Genomic DNA, 21,125 nt, shown 5'->3' on the forward strand with positions numbered 1-21,125 from the left:
TTTTATAAGGGGCAAAAATTTTATTGATATTTTGTAAATGTTAATATTACTGGGTTTATTTAGTTAAGGGTTCGTTTGCAATATGATTGCAGAAGTCGAAAAGATTATATCTTAAAGGTAAATTCTTTATTGATACTATATCTTCTTTAAAGTTTCCATCCCATGGAGAAACAGATATGAGACAATCATCAAAAACTTTCATTAAATACTGTTTCTTATCATCAAAAATAAGTTTTATTCTGTAAGGCTCTTTTTTATCAGCAGCCTCATCAGAATAATTATCACTAGTTAAAGAAGAAATAAAATCTTCCATTATTATATTTTCATCACTAGGAACATCTATTTCCTTATATAAGTTTGTATCAAACACATAAAGGGTAAACTTTTCATTATTTAATATTTTATTCCTAATTTCATCAATATAATAATGATTGTTTGGTTTTACAGATAAATTTATGTATTTAGGATCTTGTAAACTACAACCACTAATAGTGGAAAAAAGAAAAAGAACAATAAAAATATAATGTAATTTCTTCAAATAAAAGACCTCCTTGAAATACTTTATTCATTATTAATTTATTCTTTGTATTATATTTTAGAACATTTTGGACAATGAATAGGTGATAATTAACGTTATTTTATAATATGAATAAGAGTAATGATAAATTTGGGGGGCAGTATGTATATAATAGGAACAGTAGGACCAAATGTAAAAGATAGAACTATACTAAAAGGCATAATAGATAGTGGCGTAAATGCATTAAGATTCAATTTTATACACGGAAGTGCAACAGAATTTTTAGAATTTTTTGAGATGGCGAAGGAAATAAAAGATAATATAGAAATTGTGCTGGACCTTTCAGGGAATAAAGTAAGAGTATCTAGTAAATTTCAATATATATATAAAGTTTATGATGGAGAAGAAATTTATTTTTGTGGAGAAGATAAATATGAAGAGATAAACAAAGATACTAATAAAATAAAAACAAAGATAATTCCATTAAATATAAAAAATAAAATATTAAATGAAAAGAACTATGAACAAATAGGAATAAAAGATAATACCATGATTTTTAATGTTATAGGTAAAAAAGATGGACTTATTAGGGTTGTTACAATAAGAGGGGGGATAATAAGAAAAGGGAAGGGCTGTAATATAAAAAATTTAGAAAGAAAAGCTTTCTCATTAAGTGAAAATGATAAGAATGCAATAAGATGGGGAATCAAAAATAAAGTAGATATTATATGCCAATCATTTGTTGAAAGTAAAGAAGATATAGAAGATATAAAACTATTCCTAAATAAAAATATGGAAGGTGGTATTCAACCAAAAATTTGGGCAAAGATTGAAACCTTAAATGGCGTAAATAATATAAAAACTATTTTGACTGAGGCAGATGGAATTGTAATAGGCAGAGGAGATCTTATTCCAGAAACATCAATTGAAGATACGCCAGTATATGAAGAGCAAATAATAAAAGAAGTTATTAAGGATAAGGGAAAAGATATAATCATCGGAACTCACCTTTTTAATAGTATGAAAAGCGGAAAAATGCCGGCTATTTCAGAAGTGGAAAGTATATATAATTTCATAAAGATAGGAGCTACAGGATTTCTATTAGCTGGCGAAACATCAGTAGGAAAAGCACCAGTCAAAACAGTTGAATTTTTAAATAAATTAATTATAAAATATAAGGAATGATAAAAGCTGCATATAGACAAGTTAAATATAGTTTGTCTATATGCATTAAGTCATCTGAATTATATGATTTTTGCTAAACTGACTTTAGAGTTTTCTTTCACCAAATGCAAAATATCTATATAATATTGATAAATTCACTATTATGTTTATTTTTTAGACATTACTAAAAGATGGTAACATCTTTATGCAAATTATTGCACACCTATATTTAAACATGCTTGTGAATTCTATTTAAGTAAAAACTTATTATAAGAGTTAAGGCATAATCATATATTAAAAAGCCGATTTGTCCTGCTATCCACATTAAATAGATAGGCGATTTAATATTAAAAGTATCTAAGAAATTTGAGATAACAAAATACATTAGAGAAAGTAGAATATTAAAAGAAATTAACTTTAAGAATATCTCTATAACAATGTTTCTGCGTTTTTCTATAAAGTACTTTACTATCCCATAAATACCAAAAAATAAAGTATATAAAAAAGCAATATTAACTGGAGTTAAAAAAAAGCTTAATATACTGGATGCAATATAAACCAGTATTGTTCCTTTAATTGAAGTTCTAATAATTGATATAGGAATTAAGCATGAAGCAACTGTCAAAATAGATAAAGTACTTATTGAAATAATAGAAGCAGTATAAAGTATTATTAGAGTTAAAGTCACTAATATTCCACTTTCAGCAACAGATTTTGCATTCATAAAATTATTCACCTCTTTAAATAAGTACAAGTTTGTACTGTGAATTTTCATGGGAAAGCCTTAACAAACTAAAGATTAGCAACAGCCAATCAAATCTCCACCAGCACATTCGCATAAAGAATCTAAACACCAAAGATTTATACAACAGTTACACATGTCTGCATTGTTTGTGTTGGTTGTTCTATAATATGGATTAGAGTAATTGTTTCCTCTTTGCCTCAATGAGTTTAAACCTTGTCTATATTCGAAGTTATTTGGATCCATAGTTACCGCTGTATTCATATGTTCCAAAGCGGAATCAAACCATCCCTTGTTTAAAAGTACAGCGCCATATAAATAATTCCATTCGGCATTTCTATTATTATTAGAATTTAATCTGCTTTCAGCAGCTGTATAATTTCCAGATTGAATAAATCTTCTTATTTCTTGAAAATCAGAAAAGCTGCTAGAAGAATTATTATAAGAAGAATTATTGCTATAATTAGCATTTGGGTTTTTGGTTAATTTTTCATAAGCCTCATTAATTTCAATCATTTTTTCTTGAGCTAAATTTTTTAAAGGATTATCACCAAATTGATCAGGATGATATTGTTTAATTAATTTTCTATAAGCACTTTTTATCTCATCCTGACTGGCACCTGGTTTTACGCCTAATATTTCATATGGATTCATTATAAATCTCTCCTTTTAGTTTCATTAGTAGTTTCTGGATGATTAATTATATTGTTATATTTATCCATTAAGCCTAATTCTATTATGTTATATAATATATCTTCATTTCTCCTAAGTTTCAAGCGTTCTAAATTTTCTTTACAGCTATAGCCGCAATTTAAAATTGTAAATTCTATTTTTGATTTTATCAATCCTATAAATTTATCGTATATTAAGGCATCTTTATTATATAAAAAATCTATTGGATTAAACTTTCCTTTTTCCATATCAGATTTTAAATCGTCTAAAGCATCAATTAAATAAATCCATTTGCCTATAGAATACCCTAAACTATATAAAGTATTTCTTAGTTCAGGAGAATCGTTTATTAATTCAAAAGGATAGTCTCGCAAGATTATCCCGACTAAATCACTAAATGGATCACATATTTCATCAATAGAGGCAAAGGATTTTGTGTTCTCTAAGGTAGAAAGCTTATTTAGCGATTCCATAATTTTATCATTAATATTTATAACTGAAGAAGAAAATTTTCTTTTATATGGCGATAAAAGAATTGAGAAAAATTTACTCTTTATATTTTTATCATCATTAACATCATCTAAAAGCTTGTAATAAAATAAAGATATATTCATAGCGGCTGCGTAGGATAAAGCTTTATTATTTACAATTACAGCTTTTTTCTCAGTGGGATGAAGTGAACATCTATACTTCGAAACCTCTAATTCTTCAGGGATTAATGCGTCCAATAACAAGCCTAAAAAAGTCATATCATAATTTAAAGCCATCCTAGGCAAATTACCGAATTCATTTTTAATATGACAACATAAACCACAATAATAGCATTTAAATCTAGCAAAATCTTTTACTTTCATTTCTGCCTTTAAGGGAGTTACATATCCAAACAATAAAAACACTCCTTTAAAATTAAGTATAAATATATTATACAGTAAATATCAATATTCAAACAATAAAGTTTATAGATATATAATAAAACATTCAGATATTATTAACAATTTAAAGTGTTATTGTTTAATACTAGAGAAGGTATTTGTAATTATATTAAAGTACATGTATAGTAACATCTATATAACTAGTTATATCATCTTCTGGAGGTACAAGTGAAATAATGAATTATTTAGGCTGAAATTTTTGTGGTCAGAAATGTTGCTGCATGCATTTTTACTAACGGACAATAGTATAATATTCTTGGAGTAAAAAGGATCTATAGGGATATAATAGAGTTTAATAAATATTTCGTTATAAATTTCAAATATTTATTAAAAAACTCTTTACAGCGGATAATAATTATTATATAATAAAAAATGTAGCAGATAGCTAAATATTAATAAATTAACAAAAGAAAAATAAGTAATTATAATTAAAATAAATTAAAATTTTAGGAGGAATAAATTATGAAAAAATTCGTTTGTACAGTGTGTGGATATATTTATGAAGGAGAAGCAGCACCAGAAAAATGCCCAGTGTGTGGGGTAGGTTCAGACAAGTTCGTAGAACAAAGTGGAGACTTAGCTTTTGCTGATGAACATGTAATCGGAGTTGCTAAAGGTGTGGATAAAGAAATAATTGATGGATTACAAGCAAACTTTATTGGTGAATGTACAGAAGTAGGAATGTACTTAGCTATGTCAAGACAAGCTGATAGAGAAGGATATCCAGAAGTAGCAGAAGCTTATAAGAGAATAGCTTTTGAAGAAGCAGAACATGCTTCAAAATTTGCAGAATTATTAGGTGAAGTAGTAGCAGCAGATACAAAAGCTAACTTACAAGCGAGAGTTGATGCAGAGCATGGTGCATGTCAAGGTAAAAAAGATTTAGCAACACTTGCTAAAAAATTAAACTTAGATGCTATCCATGATACAGTACATGAAATGTGTAAAGATGAAGCTAGACATGGAAAAGCATTCAAAGGACTTTTAGATAGATATTTTGCATAGACTTTAATATATACTTAAAATAAATGCAGATTTAATTCTATATGGATTAATAGAAAATATTAATAGCAGGTTATTTAGTTTTGCATGAATCAAATTTAGATTTGGACAAGCAAAACTAGGATAACCTGCTATTAATTTTGATTTATAAATGATAAACAAGCATTTATGTTTGTATTTTTATAGCTTCTCTTTATATAAAGATTGATACATATCATAAGTCTTTTCATCTAAGCAGACCATTGCAATTTTATCAAAAACTTCAGGCGAATTTTCGATAAAATTTAGAATTTCATCTAAGGCTATACTACAAGCATCTTTTAGTGGGTATGAGTATGCGCCAGTACTTATTGAGGGTAAAGCAATAGTTCTAATTGGATGTTCTTTTATATAATCTTCAAATTCTTTTACTAAAAGATCTTTTTGCCTGCTTGTATTAAAACGATAAAGATTTTTATCTAAGATTTCATTACACTGCTTAGCATAGTAATTAGAATAATTTTCTGCAATTTCAAAAACTGATCGATACGCACTTCGTAAATATTTTTCTTCTGTGCCATTATTTCTGTAAATGGGGCCAACGGTGTGTATTACCCATGATATCCCATAATCTCTCAGCCCATAGGATTTAGTTATTTTTGATTTTCCTGTTAAACATCCATTTAAATGTCTACATTCTTCAAGTAATTTATCACCACAAGCTCGATGAATTGCACCATCAACTCCGCCACCACCAAGTAAAGATGCATTTGCAGCATTTACAATCGCATCAAACTTAATCTTAGTGATATCCCCAAATAGTATTTCAAATTTAGTCAAATTAATCACCTCATATTTAGTCACACAAATTCTCTTACTTAATAGTTTACACCTAATTCTCTTAAATAAAAATAACAAAATTCCAATAAATTGTTAATAGAAGTGACATAATTCTCATATTTATTAAATAAAAAAAAAGAGAAAACACTTATTATTATAAATAGAATGTCCTCCCTTTTTATTAGTATTAATTAATGACTTATATTCACGTTTATCAAATTTTAGATAGGTTGATTTTCTAAATTTTTTCTTCTATTATCTAAAGGATTTAGATTTATGTGATGCACCTTCATTGTTTCATCAGGATTCATAATTAAGCTATCTAAACGAATTCTGCCTTCAGGAGTATTAGCTACAACCATTAATTCAGAACCTTTTTTATATATAACCCAGTTATAATTATCCCTTACGACCTTATTTACATCTTCCATTGAGATTAAGGCTGTTTCTTTGTGATTTCCGAATTTATCCCTTAAGATAATTCCCATTGTTTCATGATCTATTTTTGTACAATCATTTTTAGATGTTCTATTGTATACTTCTAAATTTTCTTTTCTGTTATCTAATGTATTTCCATTTAAATGCTTTATAGGAGTTCTTGGATCAACATCTAGAATTACTGAGTGAATAGTTTTTTTAGTAGCCGTAGTCTTGCCGTTAACCTTAGTTACAGATTGAGTTTGTACTAAGTAGTTATTGAAATCTTTATGCCATTCAGCAAACCAAATTCCTTCTTGCTTTACTCTTTCGGCATCATATGTATCTATTTTACAAGTAAGTTCAGATCCATCCTTCTTTAGCACAGTAATTTCAGTTAAGTTACCTTTTGGCGTATATTTATTTTCTTGAGTTTTATAATTTGTATTTATGGTTAAGCACCTCTTTCAGTATTTTAATATTTGAATAATAAAAAATCTATAATAACTTCCATTTGAAAAAATAACATAAAATAAGTTATTTTACAAGGGATTATCTATCTTTTAGTATTGCTAATATGCGTTAAATTTAAACATTACATTATTATACCAGATTAAAAATATAAAAGATATACACATCTAAAAAAAGCGCGAAGCGCAATTAAGATCATTAAATTCTAAAAAAATATACACATCTAAAAAAAGCGCGAAGCGCAACCAAGATCATTAAATTTCAAAAAAATACGCACCTTTAAAAAAAGCGCGAAGCGCAACCAAGATCATTGAATCTAAAAAAGCATGCATCTAAAAAAAGCGCGCACCTATAAGAAGAGTGCGAAGCACAATTCGGAACTTTTAAGCGCAACCAAAATCATTAAATAAAAACACCCAATATTAAAAACTCAATAAATTTATAAAATATTTAAACATTTAACTAATTACATACTATATTAAAATATTTTACTAATTTTATTTTTCTTAGCGTAGATATATAAAATAATGATTATAATACTAAAGAGTAATTATGAGAATTTTTAGGCTAAACTATAAAATTAAAAGTTTGATTAATTAAATAAATCAAATAGGAGGTTGTCATGACGGAGATAATGTTATTTACATTAATTGGTTTGATGGCAGGAGTATTAAGTGGAATGTTTGGAATTGGAGGTGGAATAATAATTGTTCCTGCACTTATTTATTTATGCGGTTTTGACCAGTTAAAGGCACAGGGGACTTCACTTGCAATTATGTTGCCGCCCGTTGGAATTTTAGCTTTTATCGAATATTATAGAAGAGGGCAGGTGAGTATAAAGGCAGGAATATTAATATGCATATTTTTGGTAATAGGGTCCGTATTTGGCGCTAAGATTGCAAATAGTGTTCCTATATCAGTAATAAAAAAGGGTTTTGCTATATTGATGATTGCAATTTCAATAAAAATGCTTTTATCTAAATAGAAATTCATATATTAAAACAGAACAATGGGAATTTAGAAACATAAAAGTATATTTATAAATTTTAATGTATAAAGACCATACATATAAAGGGAACTTATTCCATATTCATGTGTGGTTTTTTTGCTTTATTCAGAATTTTTATGCATTTAAAAGAGTAAGGATTCGGTTGTAATAAGTTATAAACTAAGTATTAGTGCTGGACATAAGTATTTTAACTGAGTTACAATAGAATTTGATAAAATAGCAGAATATACGAGGTACGGAAGATTATGATTATTACTAGAACTTTAAAGGATATTTCAGAAGATAAAAAATTTATACGTAAAGCTGTAGCAATTACTATACCAATAGCATTGCAGGCTCTATTAAATACAAGTTTAAATCTCGTAGATACTGTAATGATTGGGAGTTTGGGGCAGAGCTCGATTGCAGCAGTTGGACTAGCAAATAAAGTTTTCTTTGTTTTTACGTTGCTGTTATTTGGTGTTGTAAGCGGTTCTTCTATTTTAACAGCTCAATACTTTGGAAAAAAGGATATTCAAAATATAAGAAGAGTATTGGGAATGTCTCTTACAATTGCTTTGCTGGGTTCAATTCTTTTTGTCATTCCAAGTTTAATGTGCCCCGAGTTAGTTATGGGGATATTTACTCCTAATGAAAATACTATAAAAATTGGTGCGGGATATCTAGCAATATCTGCAATTAGTTATCCACTAACAGCAATTACCAATGTCTACGTTGCGCTTTTAAGAGGTGTAAATCAAGTAAAGGCGCCAGTATTTATTACATTGATTTCTATTTTTATAAAAGTAATACTAAATTATACTTTAATATTTGGACATTTTGGAGCACCCGCTCTTGGGGTTCAAGGTGAGGCCATTGCAACATTGATTGCTAGAACAATTGAATGCTTGTGCATTTTGTCTATAGTATATTATGAGAAAGGACCAGCGGCAGCAAAAATTAAAGAATTAGTGTCTTTTAATAAAAACTTTGTTAATTTATATTTTAAAACTGTTTCACCTGTTATTCTAAATGAATTTATGTGGGGACTTGGAGTTACAATGTATTCGTTAGTATACGGAAGAATGGGAGATGGAGCTGTTGCATCTATTACAATTACTCAAACCGTTGAACAAATAATCACAGTAATATTCCAAGGCATTAGTGCTGCAACTGCTGTTATATTAGGAAATGAATTAGGGGCGAATAAATTAGATGAGGCTAGGGCTCATGCAAAGTACTTCATTGTTCTTCAATTTATTTGTGCGCTAATAATGGGTGTGATATGCTTTATTATAAGGAATCCATTGATTACTCTTTTTAGTGTATCAGATGCAGTAGGAGGAGATATAAGTAAATGCTTAATTGTTTTTATAATTTACTTACCATTTAAAATTTTTAACTGGGTTAATATAGTTGGAATTCTAAGAAGCGGCGGGGATACAAAGGTAGCATTAATGTTAGATATTAGTGGTGTATGGTTAGTTGGAATTCCTTTTGCTTTTCTTGGTGGAATGGTTTTAAAATTACCTATATACTCTGTATATGCAATGGTTGCATTTGAAGAAGTATATAAATTTATTTTAGGATTTAAAAGGTATAAACAAAAGGTATGGCTTAGAAATCTAGTTTAAAATTTAGTTGGAGATATTTTTAGATAGAGATTGGTTCCTATTTTATAAATATCTCTTTTTAAATATATTTTTAATTTTTTTGTAACAACTATGCAAATAATTTTCTATATAATAGGAAATAATGAAGATATTAAGTAAAGCATATAATTGGAGGAATACATGGATAAACAAGTTAATCGTAGACCTAAAAAACGAAAAAAGAAAAAGAAATCTAATACAAAAGTACTATTAAGAGGAGTATTGGATATGCTTATATTCCTAGTTGTAACTACGCCTCTTGTGTTTTTTTTAGGACCCTATGATAATACTAGAAAAACATTAATCTCAACAGTACTTGCAACAAGACACGCGTACTTAATAAATGATATAATCCCTAAACCATTATTAGATAAAATGCTTGGAATTGAAGAAAATGATGATAGTGCAGAGGTTTTCCAAGACATGAAAAAGGTAAATGTTAAATATACAGTTGGTAATGAAGTAAACAGATATAAAGTACATGAACAAAGGTTTGATGCATATATATTAGAAATAAAAAATCCTCTGAAGGTTAAGGTGGCAATGACCAAGTTTTTAGGGAAAATGGGGCAAAAAACAAGTGATATGGCTGGTGAACATAATGCCGTTGCAGCCATTAATGGTGGTTCATTTATAGATAAATCTTCTGATGGAACTGCATATGCAGGTACTGGTTCAGAACCTGGTGGTTTTGTAATTTCTGGTGGAAAAGTTGTTTACCCACAAGGAAACGTTAATGAGAATACAATTGAAAATGTTGTTGCATTTACAAAAAATGGAGAGCTTATAGTTGGGGATCATTCAATCTCTCAGCTTAAAAAATTAAATGTTCAAGAAGCTATGTGCTTTAGAAAACCTAATATTATAATTAATGGAGTAAGGCAAGTGAAAAATAAAATGGAGGAAGGTCTTAACCCAAGAACTGCTGTTGGTCAAAAGGCGGATGGAACAATAATCTTTTTAGTTATAGATGGACGGAAAGTAACATCACCTGGAGCTAGCTTATATGATGTTCAAGAAATCATGATGAGTAGAGGCGCGGTTAACGCAGGAGCTCTTGATGGCGGATACTCATCAACCATGTATTATAAAGGCAATGTAATAAATTCTCCTAATGCTTGGGATGGTGAAAGATCTGTTGCCACAGCATTTTATGTAGAACAATAAAGGAGAGAAATTTATGAATAAGAATATAAAGAGAAGATTAACGTGGTTTGCAATTGCTTTAATATTGCAGCAAAGCATATTTTTATATGTAGATAAAGTGTATTTAGGTTCAGATATTAGCATACAGGCAGAGAAAATTGATGAAGAAGAAGATATAGCAGATAAAAAAACAGAAATCGATATAAAAAGTAACATAAGTGAAATTAAAGTATCTTCAGATGGTAGATTTGTTTCATATATAGATGGAAACAAGCTGAAAATATTGGATAGTAATGATAACAAAGAGACAGAATGTGAGCTTGATAGTGGTGCACAGGTATCATTTTATAAGTGGTTAAATAATGAAGATAATATGATTGTAATCCAAAAAATAAAAGACAAAGGGATATACTACTTTGAACCTATATCGTTTGATGCTAAAAAAGGAGAAGTTAGAGATCTTGCAGATTTTGACTTGAATAAAATGAGAATTAGGCTTAATAGTTCCAAAGAGGAGATAAGTAACGTAGTATTTTCAACATTAACACATAGCTTATATATTAAGGTCAAAAAAGGCGATGGGAAATATGATTTATATTACGCAAACGTTATGAATCAATTAAAAAAGGTAAAGAGTGATAAAGTTTTAGGGAGTGTAGTAGTTCCCACAACTAGTACAAATGCGGTTATGGAAGAAGGTGCATCTATAACAGTACTAAATGCTAAAGCACCTTTATCAATACCTAATGTTAAAAGTTCTAAAATATTAGGAGCAGATGTGAATGATAATGTATATTTTGGTGAGATAGAAAATAACAAGGTTAATAAGATATTCTATGCAGTATTATCAGATGCAAATAAAAAGTGGAATTCATTAAATCTAAAGGAGCCAGTAGATAAAACTGATATAGTTATTGATTATTCAGGTAAGGTATATATTAATAATAAATCAGAAAATAGTGTTTTAGAGTTAATAAGCAACAAATCAATAAAATATAAAGGTAATTTTGTTCAATCTTATTCTAAAGGTATTATTTCAAGAGTTGATAATAAGCTAATAAAAAATAAGTTAGAATAAAAAAATATAGACGACTTTAATTTAGTGAATAATATATATGAAATAGGAAAAAATATAATGTATAAAATTTTGAATAGTATAAAAATAAGATCTTCATATTAAAGAAGATCTTATTTTTATATTAAGAACGATGGAGGAATAGAAAATGTCAAAATTAGGAGTAGTTAGTGCAATATTAGAGCATCCAAAGGAAGTTCAAGATGAGTTTAATGATGTTGTTGCATCATTTAGAGGCAGTATAAAAGGAAGAATGGGAATACCATTTGCGGATGAATTGTCAGTTATCTCTATAGCGCTTACGGGTGAAACAGAGGAGGTTATTAACGAGTTTTCAGAGCAGCTTGAAAGTATAGATGGAGTATCGGTGAAAACTTCAATAGCTAAAATAGATGTCTAATAATTTAGTGAGAAAAAATAAAGTGATTGTATGTAATTAATGGGGGGATCTTAAATGGAAAAAATATTGATAACAGGTGGAAAAGGATTTTTTTCCAGCAGATTAGTGCAATATTATAAGGGAAAATACGAATTTTTAGTTACAGATAAAGATGAGTTAGATATTACAGATGAAAAGAATGTAAATGAAATCTTTGAAAAGTTTAATCCTGATATTGTTATTCATGCAGCGGCTATAGCAGTAACTGATTTTTGTAATAAGAATCCAGAAGCTGCTTATAAAATTAATGTAAATGGAGCTATAAATGTAGCAAAAGCAACAAAAAAGATTGGTGGAAAACTTGTGTTTATAAGCAGTGAACAAGTATTTAATGGAAATACAAATCCTGGTCCATTCAAAGAAGATGATGAAGCTGTTCCTGATACAGTGTATGGTAAAAATAAGCTTGAAGCAGAAAAATCATTAAGAGATATAATTGATGAACTATGGATTGTTAGATTCACATGGCTTTTTGGATTGCCAGATAGAAATTGTGGTATGGCAGGAAATATCTTGTGGGAGACTATCAGCAGTATTATGAAAAATGAAAAAATTACAGTTTCAAGCAATGAATTTAGAGGAATGACCTATGTTTATAATATGATTGAAAATTTCCAAATATTATTCAAATCTCCTTATGGAACATATCATTTAGGTAGTGAAAACAATCAAAATAGGTATGAAATAGTAAAATCTATTTTTAAAAAACTTGGTCTTGAAAGCAGGATAGATGAGCTAATAATAGAAGATAAAGAAAAATACAAAACAAACCCAAGAGATATAAGATTAAATTGCGATAAGGCACGTTCCACTGGAATGAATTTTTATACTACAGATGAGGCATTAGAAATCTGTATTAAAGAATATGGAATAAACCTTAGATAGTTTTATGAAAATTTATACTATAGACTAAAATATAATTGCATAACGGAGTTAATATCCATAGAAGAATATGAGATCTATAGGATATTAGCTCTATTTTTATACAATCATTTCAAGAAGTCTTATAGATTCAAATTCGTCTTTATTCATAGATAAACAATATATAAATTAGATTTATGGAGTGATCTCCTAAATTGTATATTTAACCTATAATTAAAATGACTATCCATACGTATTAACTTTGAGTGTATCACTATACTAGAAATAAGTAACATATTGTTTGCAGTGTTTCATTGGAATTTTAATGGTAATGGTTGTTAAGTGAAATTCCAAATCTATGATTTGGTAAATTGAACTTACTCAGCGAACGTAGTGAGTCGAGTTTCCTTTAAATTTCCACAACGCTTGTTCAACGCCTGTCGTTGAGGCAAGCATTGTGGGTACAACTTCTAGTCGTAGAATCATCCATTAAAAGTCCTAGAAACCGAAACACAATATGTTACTTATTTCGGTAAGTGACACATAAGTCTAAGTTATATGCGGTATATATAGAAAATATTATATATAATAACTATAATTTTAAATTAATGATATAATGTATTAGTAAAGAATAAGTATATATTAGAGGTCCATATATTTTTATTCATATGAAAGGATAAGGGAATGGAATATTTTTTATTATTTTTAGAGGGAATTATAACATTTATCTCGCCCTGCATATTGCCTCTATTACCATTATATATTTCTTACTTCGCTGGCGATAACTTGAGCAGAGCCGAGAAAAATGAAAGTAGTGCACTTACCAATTCTTTAGGGTTCGTATTAGGCTTTACTGTAGTATTTACTTTACTCGGAGGATTAGCAGGTTCATTAGGAAATTTAATAAAAAGGCAAAGCATAATTTTGAATATCATAAGTGGAATAATAATTATTATATTCGGTCTTAACTATATGGGAGTAATTAAAATTGGATTTTTGGAGAAAACTTTGAAATTGAACATTAAAATAAAATCTTTTAAATTTTTCTCTTCTGTTTTATTTGGAATAATATTTGCTATAGGATGGACCCCGTGTATAGGTACATTTCTAGGCTCAGCATTAATGATTGCAGTGAATTCGAGACATATAATAAAAGGGATAGTAATGCTGCTTATTTATAGTTTGGGATTAGGAATACCATTTATAATATGTGCGGTTTTAATTGATAATTTAAAGGAAACTTTTAATTTTATTAAGAAGAATTATAGTATAATAAATTATGTATCTGGAATTATGCTTGTTTTAATAGGTATATCTATTATGACTGGGCACTTAAATAGGATACTTTCGCTTTTTAAGTTTTAGGAGGAACTATGGAAAATAGGAAAAAATTAATTATATTAATAATAGGTTTTTTAGGATTTGCCGCATTTCTAGTAGTTACATATTTTGGATATGGTTTGTTGTCTTCAGAATATAATAAAAAGAATGTTACTATACAGGCAGAAAAAGATGGCGATGAGAACAAGCAGAGTACAAAACCATCAAAATTTAAAGCAAAAGTAATGGCTACAGATTTTACTGTTTATGATGAAAATTCTAAAGAGGTAAAGTTATCAGATTATAGAGGAACTCCTGTAGTGCTAAATTTTTGGGCTAGTTGGTGTCCGCCTTGTAGAGAAGAAATGCCTGCATTTAACGAAATGTCAAATAAGTACAAGGATAAAGTAGCCATATTAATGATAAACTTAACTGATGGGCAAAGGGAAACAGTAGATGATGCAAAAAAATTTATTAAGGAAAATGATTATAATATGAAAGTTTTATTTGATAATGAAATGGATGCATCAGATAAATATAATATTACAGCTATACCAAGGACAATTATTATAGATAAAGATGGATATATTATTAATGATTATTCAGGTGGAATATCAAAAGATATTTTAGAAAGCAAGATAAAATCATTAATTAAATAAAAATACTGACTAAAGAAAAGAGGAATTATTTATGAATCCAGTAGCCTTCCAAATTGGAACTTTTGAAATAAGATGGTATGGGATATTGATAGCGTTAGGCGTTATAGCAGCTATATTACTAGCTAGTTATAATTCTAAGAAAAATGATGTAGATTTTGATACAATACTTGACTGTTTTTTTATAGCTTTTCCGGCTGCCATAGTTGGAGCAAGAGCGTATTATGTAATTTTTGAATTTCAAAACTACCAAAATAATTTAATGGATATATTTAATATTAGAAAAGGCGGATTAGCTATACATGGTGGGTTGATAGGTGCTTTTATAGCAACTTATATCTTTTTCAAAATAAAAAAACTGAAAATGCTAAAGTATTTAGATGTAGTTGCTCCATCAATTATATTAGCTCAAGCTATTGGAAGATGGGGGAATTTCATGAATGGAGAAGCGCATGGTGGGGAAGTGCCTTATGAATTTATAAGTAAATTTCCAGGGTTCATTCAAAAAGGTATGAATATTGGTGGAACTTATTATCATCCAACTTTCTTGTATGAGTCAATGTGGAATCTTATGGTATGTGTAATATTATTAGTAATTTTATATAAGAAAAGCCGTCATAATGATGGAATTGTTATAGGAAGCTACATATCATTATACTCACTAGGAAGATTCTTTATAGAAGGATTGAGAACTGATAGCTTGATGCTTGGAAACATAAGAGTAGCCCAACTAATAAGTATTGCGGGTATTTTGTTAGGAGTAGGACTTATACTATTTGCTAGGAGAAATAAGTCTAGATAGAACTTTTGTTTTATATACAGCACATAATTAAGTGACAGGGCACTACTTGATTAGTACCCTGTCTTCTGTTTAATAAATTAATTAATGTTTCCGATGATATTTTTATGGTTTTTAGGATTAAGAAAAAGAGTATTATTAAAACATTTGGTAAAGTAAGGATATAAATATTCTAACAGGCATACATGTTAATACGTATCACTTTTTTTGATGTATACTTAAAGTAGTTATATCCATTAACCCAATATTTAATGAGCTGAGGATTATACATTAGAAGGTTTTTTAAAAATTCATCAAATAGGTCTAGCTTTACAAGTACTTTAATAATTTCCTTTGGGTACGGAGTCTTTTTTATAAATACTTTTCTAGGATCAATAACTTGTATCTGTTCATTCTTATCTACAAATATATGAGCATTTCTAATATCAAGCCTTGTAAATTTTAAGCGTTTAAATTCTTCTATAAGGCTTATAAGCTCAATGGAAAGATTATAAGATAAACCATTTTTTTTAACATAATCATAAAGATTATCTCCTTGAACATAATCTCTCAAAATCATATTATTTGCTATGAATAATACTTTAGGAAAGAATCTACTGTCATTAACTACTTCAAGAAGCTTTGCTTCATCCTCAGCTTTTCTTTTATTATGAAATATCTTTAGGGCGTATCCTTCAGGAGTCAAATAGACAGCGCCTTCTTTACCTTTACCTAAGAATTCACACTCTTTTGTATCTAATACGTATCTCATCTTATCACTTTATAGAATTACTTTAGGTATTATATGAATTAGGGCATTTCGATTCTACTCAATTTTAATTTATTAAGAAGAAATTATACTTAAAGTAATTTATTCTTATTTTCTAAATCTTTTCTGTATGCATAAGGGGTTTGACCATAGTATTCTTTAAAAGAGTTTATGAATGATTTAATATTAGGAAAACCATTATCAAAAGCTAATTGGTTAATTGATAAATCTGTGTTAACTAAATCCATATATGCAGATTTAAGGCGTTTGTTTTTTAAATATGTGCCAACAGTTATACCCATATATTTCTTGAAAATTGTTGCAAGATATTCTTTTGTGATATCGTATCTGCATGCTATTTCATCTAAAGAAATATTATCCTTAAAATTATTATCAATAAATTCTGTAATGATTTTAAAACGCTCCAAATGCTTTTGAGTTTTAAGAGTTATGTGGGTATCTTTTTCAATTCCATAATTGTATAGTAGTAAATATAGAATTTCATACAAGTAACTATTTATTTTTAAATGATGAAATTTATTATTAGGTTTTTCTTCTTCAACAAATAGAAGGGATTTATTACTAATTTTCATATCGTCCACATACATGCCACAGATTTCCTCATGAATTTCATTGAGCTTGTCTATCACATTAAAATTCTTTTTGTCCAGCTTAAATTCTATATTATCTATCTCTGGATAATTATCTTTTATAAAATCATATGAAATTAAGATAGATAAAGTTGTAGCTTTATCTTTACTATATTCATCTACGGAATGTATATCTCCGCTATTAACTAAAATAAGCTCTTTATTTCGTATTGAGTGAATTGCACCATTTATATGACTTACGAAGCTACCTTCATAAGAATATATTAATTCTAAATCCTTGTGCCAATGTCTATAAACTACTTCAGGAGAAGAATTTATAATAATTTTGGCAGGAATATTTTTGGGAGTTGTAACTATTTCATAATTATATTCCATATATAAAATCTCCTTTACGCAATAATTTATTATGTGAGTTCTGTGATATTATAAAAAATATTAATAATTGGCAATGTTTTTTATAATATAAACCTATATTATAAATGAATATAGCATTATAATAGTTAATGTAAACGATGTTCAGATAAGAACTATAAAAAGTTCATATCTGATAGAATTCATTAATTGTGTTAGAATATTCAAAATGCATACATCACAATTATTTTTATACAGGTTCCAGAAAACAATTCTAAAAGTGCAATTCAACATATCTCATTTAATGTTGATATATGATAATTATTTTTGGTACAGATTCCAAATGGCTGTATGACTTTCTTTTTATAAATAAATTTGTTGTTATAATAATTATACTAGATTATGGAATAAAAGTCATTGCATATATTTTTAAACCTAAAATCAAAAGTTACTAGGCTTGAAAAAATTTAAAAGTACAAAATTATAGGGGGAATATGAAATGGTAAAAAATAAGAAAATACTGTCGTTAATAATGACAACAGCATTAATGATGGGAACATTAGCTGGATGTTCAGGAGGATCAAAAGATGCAGCAGCAAGTAGCAGCTCAGGTGGTGATAAAACAATAACAGTATGGTCACACATGACTTCTGAATCAGAATTTCCGAAACTTCAAGAATTAGTAGAAAAATGGGGCAAAGATAAAGGAGTTAAAGTTAACTGCGTCGATGATAAAGGTAAGACTCAAGAATATATGCAAGCAGCCGACAGTTCTTCAGCTCCAGATATAATGATTGGTATACCACATGATAATTTAGGCACATTCCAAAAAGCTGGTTTACTTGCAGAAGTACCAAGTGGTTTTCTAGATCCAAGCAAGTATACTTCTAAGGGACCAATTGATGCCGTAACTATAGGCGGTAAACAATATGGAGTTCCATATGCTCAAGAAACAGTTTCTTTATTCATAAATAAAGACAAGGCCAAAGAAGTTCCAAAATCTTTTGAGGAACTTGTAACTAAGGCCAAGGAACCAGGAGTTGGATTCTCATATAGTGTTAATGCTTTATTTTATAATTTAGGATTCCTTACAACTCAAGGAGGATATGTATTTAAGAACAATAACGGAACACTTGATCCAAATGATATAGGACTTTCAAATGAAGGTGCAGTAAAGGGATTACAATTTATTCAAGACCTAGTTATTAAAGATAAACTTATAGCGCCAGATACAACTGATGATATCGCTAAAAATAGATTCATGTCAGGAGATGCAGCATTCTATATTTCAGGAGCATGGGATACTTCATCAGCTAAAGCAGCAAATATTAACTATGAAATCGCCCCAATGCCAACATTTGGTGGGAAAAATGTCACAACTGCTCTAGGAGTTCAAACAGCATTTGTAGCTGAAAAATCACCAAATAAAGATTTAGCTTGGGATTTAATGAAATATATACAAGGTAATATTAATCCAATAATAATAGACAGTGGTAGAATTCCAGTAACTAAAGAAGGCGTAGAAAGTGACGCATTTAAGGCAAATAAGGACATGATTGCATTTTCAGAACAAGCAAAATATGCTGTTCCAATGCCAAACATTCCAGCAATGCAAGCTGTATGGACCCCAGCAGGAAACATGTTAACTGCAATGACAGCAGGACAACAGGATCCTAAAACAACTGGAGAGGAAATGGTAAAGCAAGTAAAAGAAGGTATAGCTCAACAATAATATAATTAAAATGAGGGGGAATATACTTCCCCTTATTTCATATAATAGAAATTCAAATTTGTTAATAATGGTTTATCACTATATTTTTATATAGAATACCTGATGAACCTTAATGATATAAATAGATAAAAATTGATAAAGAAAATATTAATATTTTTAATTTTATTCTTTTATGCTAAAGAGGGAGGCAATCATGAGAAGTAAAGAAATAGTAAAAAGTAAAAAGAATTATATAGCGATTCCTTTTTTATCACCAGCTTTAATTTCAATATTTGTGTTATCATTTTTACCGATAATTTATACGGTATATATTGCTTTTACTGATTATACACAATATTCAAAAGGTGTTATTCATGTTGTAGGTATTACAAATTTTATAGAAGTATTTAAGGGGCCATTTAGTAAAGTATTCTTTCCTGTATTTGCATGGACTATGGTTTATGCTGTATTAACAACACTTGGAGGATTTTTATTAGGTCTTATTATGGCCATATTGGTTAACAATGAGAACATAAGGGAAAGGGGAATTTATAAGGCAATTTTAGTTATTCCATGGGCATTACCAGGTACTGTTGCAGTACTTTCATTCCAAGGTTTATTTAATGGAACTTATGGTGCGATTAATAACTTGCTTATTAGTATGCATCTAATAGTAAAACCAATTCCTTGGTTAACAAATGCTACGTTATCACAAATTGTAGTAGTTGTTGTTACAATATGGTTGGGATTTCCGTATATGATGAACGTTTGTATAGGGGCATTGGAAGCAATACCGAAATCTTATTATGAAGCAGCAGAAGTTGATGGTGCTAGTAAGCTTACTCAATTTGTAAAAATAACATTACCTTCTCTTGCTCAAACAGCATATCCATTAGTAATAACAAGTTTTGCTTTTAACTTTAATAATTTCGGAACAGCATTTTTAATAACCAATGGTGCTCCGGCTAGAGCAGGAACACAATTTGCGGGTTATACAGATATACTTGCATCAGTTAACTATAGATTGTCAATGCAATTTGGAAGGTATGAAATAGCTTCAACTATAAGCATTATTATCTTTGTAATATTAGGAACAATTTCATTTATTCAAATGAAAGCATCAAGGCAATTTGAGGAGGTTAATTAAGATGGTATCAGTTGAAAATCAAAAAGTTGAAGTATTAAAGTATAAAAAAAGAATAAGGCCAGCTCAAATGAGGGCTGCATGGGCTTCACGAGTTGTAATTTGGTTTATGTGTATAATAGTGCTTATACCATTATTGGCTGTTATTACAGCATCGCTGGCTAAAGGTCAGGGATTCACACAATCATCTATTTTCCCTAAATCTATTACCTTAGAGAATTATATTAAAGTCCTAACTAAAACTCAATTTTTAGTTTGGGTTAAAAATTCAATTTTTCTTTGTACGACTGTAGCTGTAATACAGATATTATTAACAATGCCAGCTGCTTTTGCTTTCTCTAAAATTAAATTTAAAGGAAGAAAATATGGACTTATGTCACTTTTATTACTACAAATGTTTCCAACAACTATGGCATTACCAGCAATATTAGGTGTTGCATACAAATATAATATGATGGACAAATTGTGGGCGTTAGTGTTACTTTTAGCAGGAGGAAGTGCGTATAATATTTGGCTCATGAAAGGCTACATGGATAGTATTCCAAAAGAACTAACGGAATCAGCTTATATAGATGGTGCATCAACTTTTCAAGCTTTTATAAAAATAATAATTCCCCTAATAAGAAATATGATTGTAGTAATCTTTATTTTTGCTTTTATTGGAACATATAGTGAATTCTATTTTACATCAGCACTTATAAAGGCAAAAGATGCTCAAACTGTAGTCACAGGTATGAGAGACTTTATTAGAGATCAATATGCAGCAAACTGGACTCAGTTCTCTGCAGCTGCAGTAATGTCAACAATACCAATTGTTGCAATATTCGTTGCTACACAAAAATTCCTTGCAAAAGGATTAACAGCAGGATCTGTAAAAGGATGATATAG

At 28.9% G+C, this 21,125-nt stretch carries 22 protein-coding genes; 14 read left to right on the plus strand and 8 right to left on the minus strand.

All coding sequences use genetic code 11. The features are described from left to right. Window positions 1–55 precede the first annotated feature (55 nt). A complete protein-coding gene (locus tag CLCHR_RS01240; protein ID WP_079437841.1) occupies window positions 56–538 on the minus strand; it encodes a DUF4883 family protein in 483 nt (160 codons plus the stop codon). Between the two features lie 141 nt (window positions 539–679). Here CLCHR_RS01240 and CLCHR_RS01245 point away from each other — a divergent pair, with 141 nt between their 5' ends. Next, window positions 680–1,702, plus strand: a complete 1,023-nt coding sequence (locus CLCHR_RS01245) for a pyruvate kinase (protein ID WP_079437842.1) — start codon at window positions 680–682, stop codon at window positions 1,700–1,702. Between the two features lie 208 nt (window positions 1,703–1,910). Here CLCHR_RS01245 and CLCHR_RS01250 read toward each other — a convergent pair whose 3' ends face one another. The 3 genes from CLCHR_RS01250 to CLCHR_RS01260 form a co-directional block, all read right to left on the minus strand. Beyond that, a complete protein-coding gene (locus CLCHR_RS01250) occupies window positions 1,911–2,405 on the minus strand; it encodes a hypothetical protein (RefSeq protein ID WP_079437843.1) in 495 nt (164 codons plus the stop codon). A gap of 75 nt (window positions 2,406–2,480) precedes the next feature. Then, window positions 2,481–3,077 carry a J domain-containing protein gene (locus CLCHR_RS01255; RefSeq protein ID WP_079437844.1) on the minus strand — a complete coding sequence of 199 codons (597 nt, stop codon included), beginning with the start codon at window positions 3,075–3,077 and terminating at the stop codon, window positions 2,481–2,483. Then, window positions 3,077–3,982, minus strand: coding sequence for a DUF5685 family protein (locus tag CLCHR_RS01260; protein ID WP_079437845.1), 906 nt, complete (start codon window positions 3,980–3,982; stop codon window positions 3,077–3,079). The genes CLCHR_RS01255 and CLCHR_RS01260 overlap by 1 nt, the downstream gene beginning before the upstream one ends. 507 nt (window positions 3,983–4,489) lie before the next feature. On the opposite strand from CLCHR_RS01260, the gene CLCHR_RS01265 reads away from it, so the two are divergent. Next, the gene (locus tag CLCHR_RS01265) at window positions 4,490–5,032 is read left to right on the plus strand and encodes an NADH peroxidase (RefSeq protein WP_079437846.1); all 543 of its coding nucleotides are present in this window, start codon (window positions 4,490–4,492) and stop codon (window positions 5,030–5,032) included. A gap of 177 nt (window positions 5,033–5,209) precedes the next feature. Here CLCHR_RS01265 and CLCHR_RS01270 read toward each other — a convergent pair whose 3' ends face one another. Beyond that, window positions 5,210–5,848, minus strand: a complete 639-nt coding sequence (locus CLCHR_RS01270) for a macro domain-containing protein (protein WP_079437847.1) — start codon at window positions 5,846–5,848, stop codon at window positions 5,210–5,212. 221 nt (window positions 5,849–6,069) lie between these two features. Then, the gene (locus CLCHR_RS01275) at window positions 6,070–6,717 is read right to left on the minus strand and encodes a hypothetical protein (protein WP_079437848.1); all 648 of its coding nucleotides are present in this window, start codon (window positions 6,715–6,717) and stop codon (window positions 6,070–6,072) included. A 641-nt stretch (window positions 6,718–7,358) separates the two neighbouring features. Between CLCHR_RS01275 and CLCHR_RS01280 the strand changes: the two genes are divergently transcribed. The 9 genes from CLCHR_RS01280 to lgt all read left to right on the plus strand — a co-directional run bounded on the left by CLCHR_RS01280 (window position 7,359) and on the right by lgt (window position 15,675). Beyond that, complete coding sequence (locus tag CLCHR_RS01280) at window positions 7,359–7,721, plus strand: sulfite exporter TauE/SafE family protein (RefSeq protein WP_079437849.1); 363 nt, start codon at window positions 7,359–7,361, stop codon at window positions 7,719–7,721. A gap of 269 nt (window positions 7,722–7,990) precedes the next feature. After that, window positions 7,991–9,358, plus strand: coding sequence for an MATE family efflux transporter (locus tag CLCHR_RS01285; protein ID WP_079437850.1), 1,368 nt, complete (start codon window positions 7,991–7,993; stop codon window positions 9,356–9,358). Window positions 9,359–9,517: 159 nt separating this feature from the next. Beyond that, a complete protein-coding gene (locus CLCHR_RS01290; protein WP_079437851.1) occupies window positions 9,518–10,543 on the plus strand; it encodes a phosphodiester glycosidase family protein in 1,026 nt (341 codons plus the stop codon). Window positions 10,544–10,556: 13 nt separating this feature from the next. Next, the gene (locus CLCHR_RS01295; RefSeq protein ID WP_079437852.1) at window positions 10,557–11,600 is read left to right on the plus strand and encodes a hypothetical protein; all 1,044 of its coding nucleotides are present in this window, start codon (window positions 10,557–10,559) and stop codon (window positions 11,598–11,600) included. A gap of 145 nt (window positions 11,601–11,745) precedes the next feature. Further along, the gene (locus CLCHR_RS01300; RefSeq protein WP_079437853.1) at window positions 11,746–11,997 is read left to right on the plus strand and encodes a TM1266 family iron-only hydrogenase system putative regulator; all 252 of its coding nucleotides are present in this window, start codon (window positions 11,746–11,748) and stop codon (window positions 11,995–11,997) included. 54 nt (window positions 11,998–12,051) lie between these two features. Continuing rightward, on the plus strand, window positions 12,052–12,921 hold the full coding sequence (locus tag CLCHR_RS01305) for an SDR family oxidoreductase (RefSeq protein WP_079437854.1): 870 nt from the start codon (window positions 12,052–12,054) through the stop codon (window positions 12,919–12,921). 660 nt (window positions 12,922–13,581) lie between these two features. Then, the gene (locus CLCHR_RS01310; protein WP_079437855.1) at window positions 13,582–14,262 is read left to right on the plus strand and encodes a cytochrome c biogenesis CcdA family protein; all 681 of its coding nucleotides are present in this window, start codon (window positions 13,582–13,584) and stop codon (window positions 14,260–14,262) included. 8 nt (window positions 14,263–14,270) lie between these two features. Further along, a complete protein-coding gene (locus tag CLCHR_RS01315; RefSeq protein WP_079437856.1) occupies window positions 14,271–14,876 on the plus strand; it encodes a TlpA family protein disulfide reductase in 606 nt (201 codons plus the stop codon). 31 nt (window positions 14,877–14,907) lie between these two features. Next, the gene (lgt, locus tag CLCHR_RS01320) at window positions 14,908–15,675 is read left to right on the plus strand and encodes a prolipoprotein diacylglyceryl transferase (protein WP_079437857.1); all 768 of its coding nucleotides are present in this window, start codon (window positions 14,908–14,910) and stop codon (window positions 15,673–15,675) included. 169 nt (window positions 15,676–15,844) lie between these two features. Here lgt and CLCHR_RS01325 read toward each other — a convergent pair whose 3' ends face one another. Then, window positions 15,845–16,423 carry a serine/threonine protein kinase gene (locus tag CLCHR_RS01325; RefSeq protein ID WP_079437858.1) on the minus strand — a complete coding sequence of 193 codons (579 nt, stop codon included), beginning with the start codon at window positions 16,421–16,423 and terminating at the stop codon, window positions 15,845–15,847. Between the two features lie 89 nt (window positions 16,424–16,512). After that, a complete protein-coding gene (locus CLCHR_RS01330; protein ID WP_079437859.1) occupies window positions 16,513–17,406 on the minus strand; it encodes an AraC family transcriptional regulator in 894 nt (297 codons plus the stop codon). A 475-nt stretch (window positions 17,407–17,881) separates the two neighbouring features. Between CLCHR_RS01330 and CLCHR_RS01335 the strand changes: the two genes are divergently transcribed. From CLCHR_RS01335 to CLCHR_RS01345, 3 genes are all read left to right on the plus strand, one after another. Then, the gene (locus tag CLCHR_RS01335; protein ID WP_079437860.1) at window positions 17,882–19,114 is read left to right on the plus strand and encodes a sugar ABC transporter substrate-binding protein; all 1,233 of its coding nucleotides are present in this window, start codon (window positions 17,882–17,884) and stop codon (window positions 19,112–19,114) included. Between the two features lie 193 nt (window positions 19,115–19,307). Then, complete coding sequence (locus CLCHR_RS01340) at window positions 19,308–20,240, plus strand: carbohydrate ABC transporter permease (protein WP_079437861.1); 933 nt, start codon at window positions 19,308–19,310, stop codon at window positions 20,238–20,240. 1 nt (window position 20,241) lies between these two features. Continuing rightward, window positions 20,242–21,120, plus strand: coding sequence for a sugar ABC transporter permease (locus CLCHR_RS01345; protein WP_079437862.1), 879 nt, complete (start codon window positions 20,242–20,244; stop codon window positions 21,118–21,120). Window positions 21,121–21,125 lie beyond the last annotated feature (5 nt).

It is taken from the genome of Clostridium chromiireducens, from assembly GCF_002029255.1.
Taxonomy (GTDB): Bacteria; Bacillota; Clostridia; order Clostridiales; family Clostridiaceae; genus Clostridium; species Clostridium chromiireducens.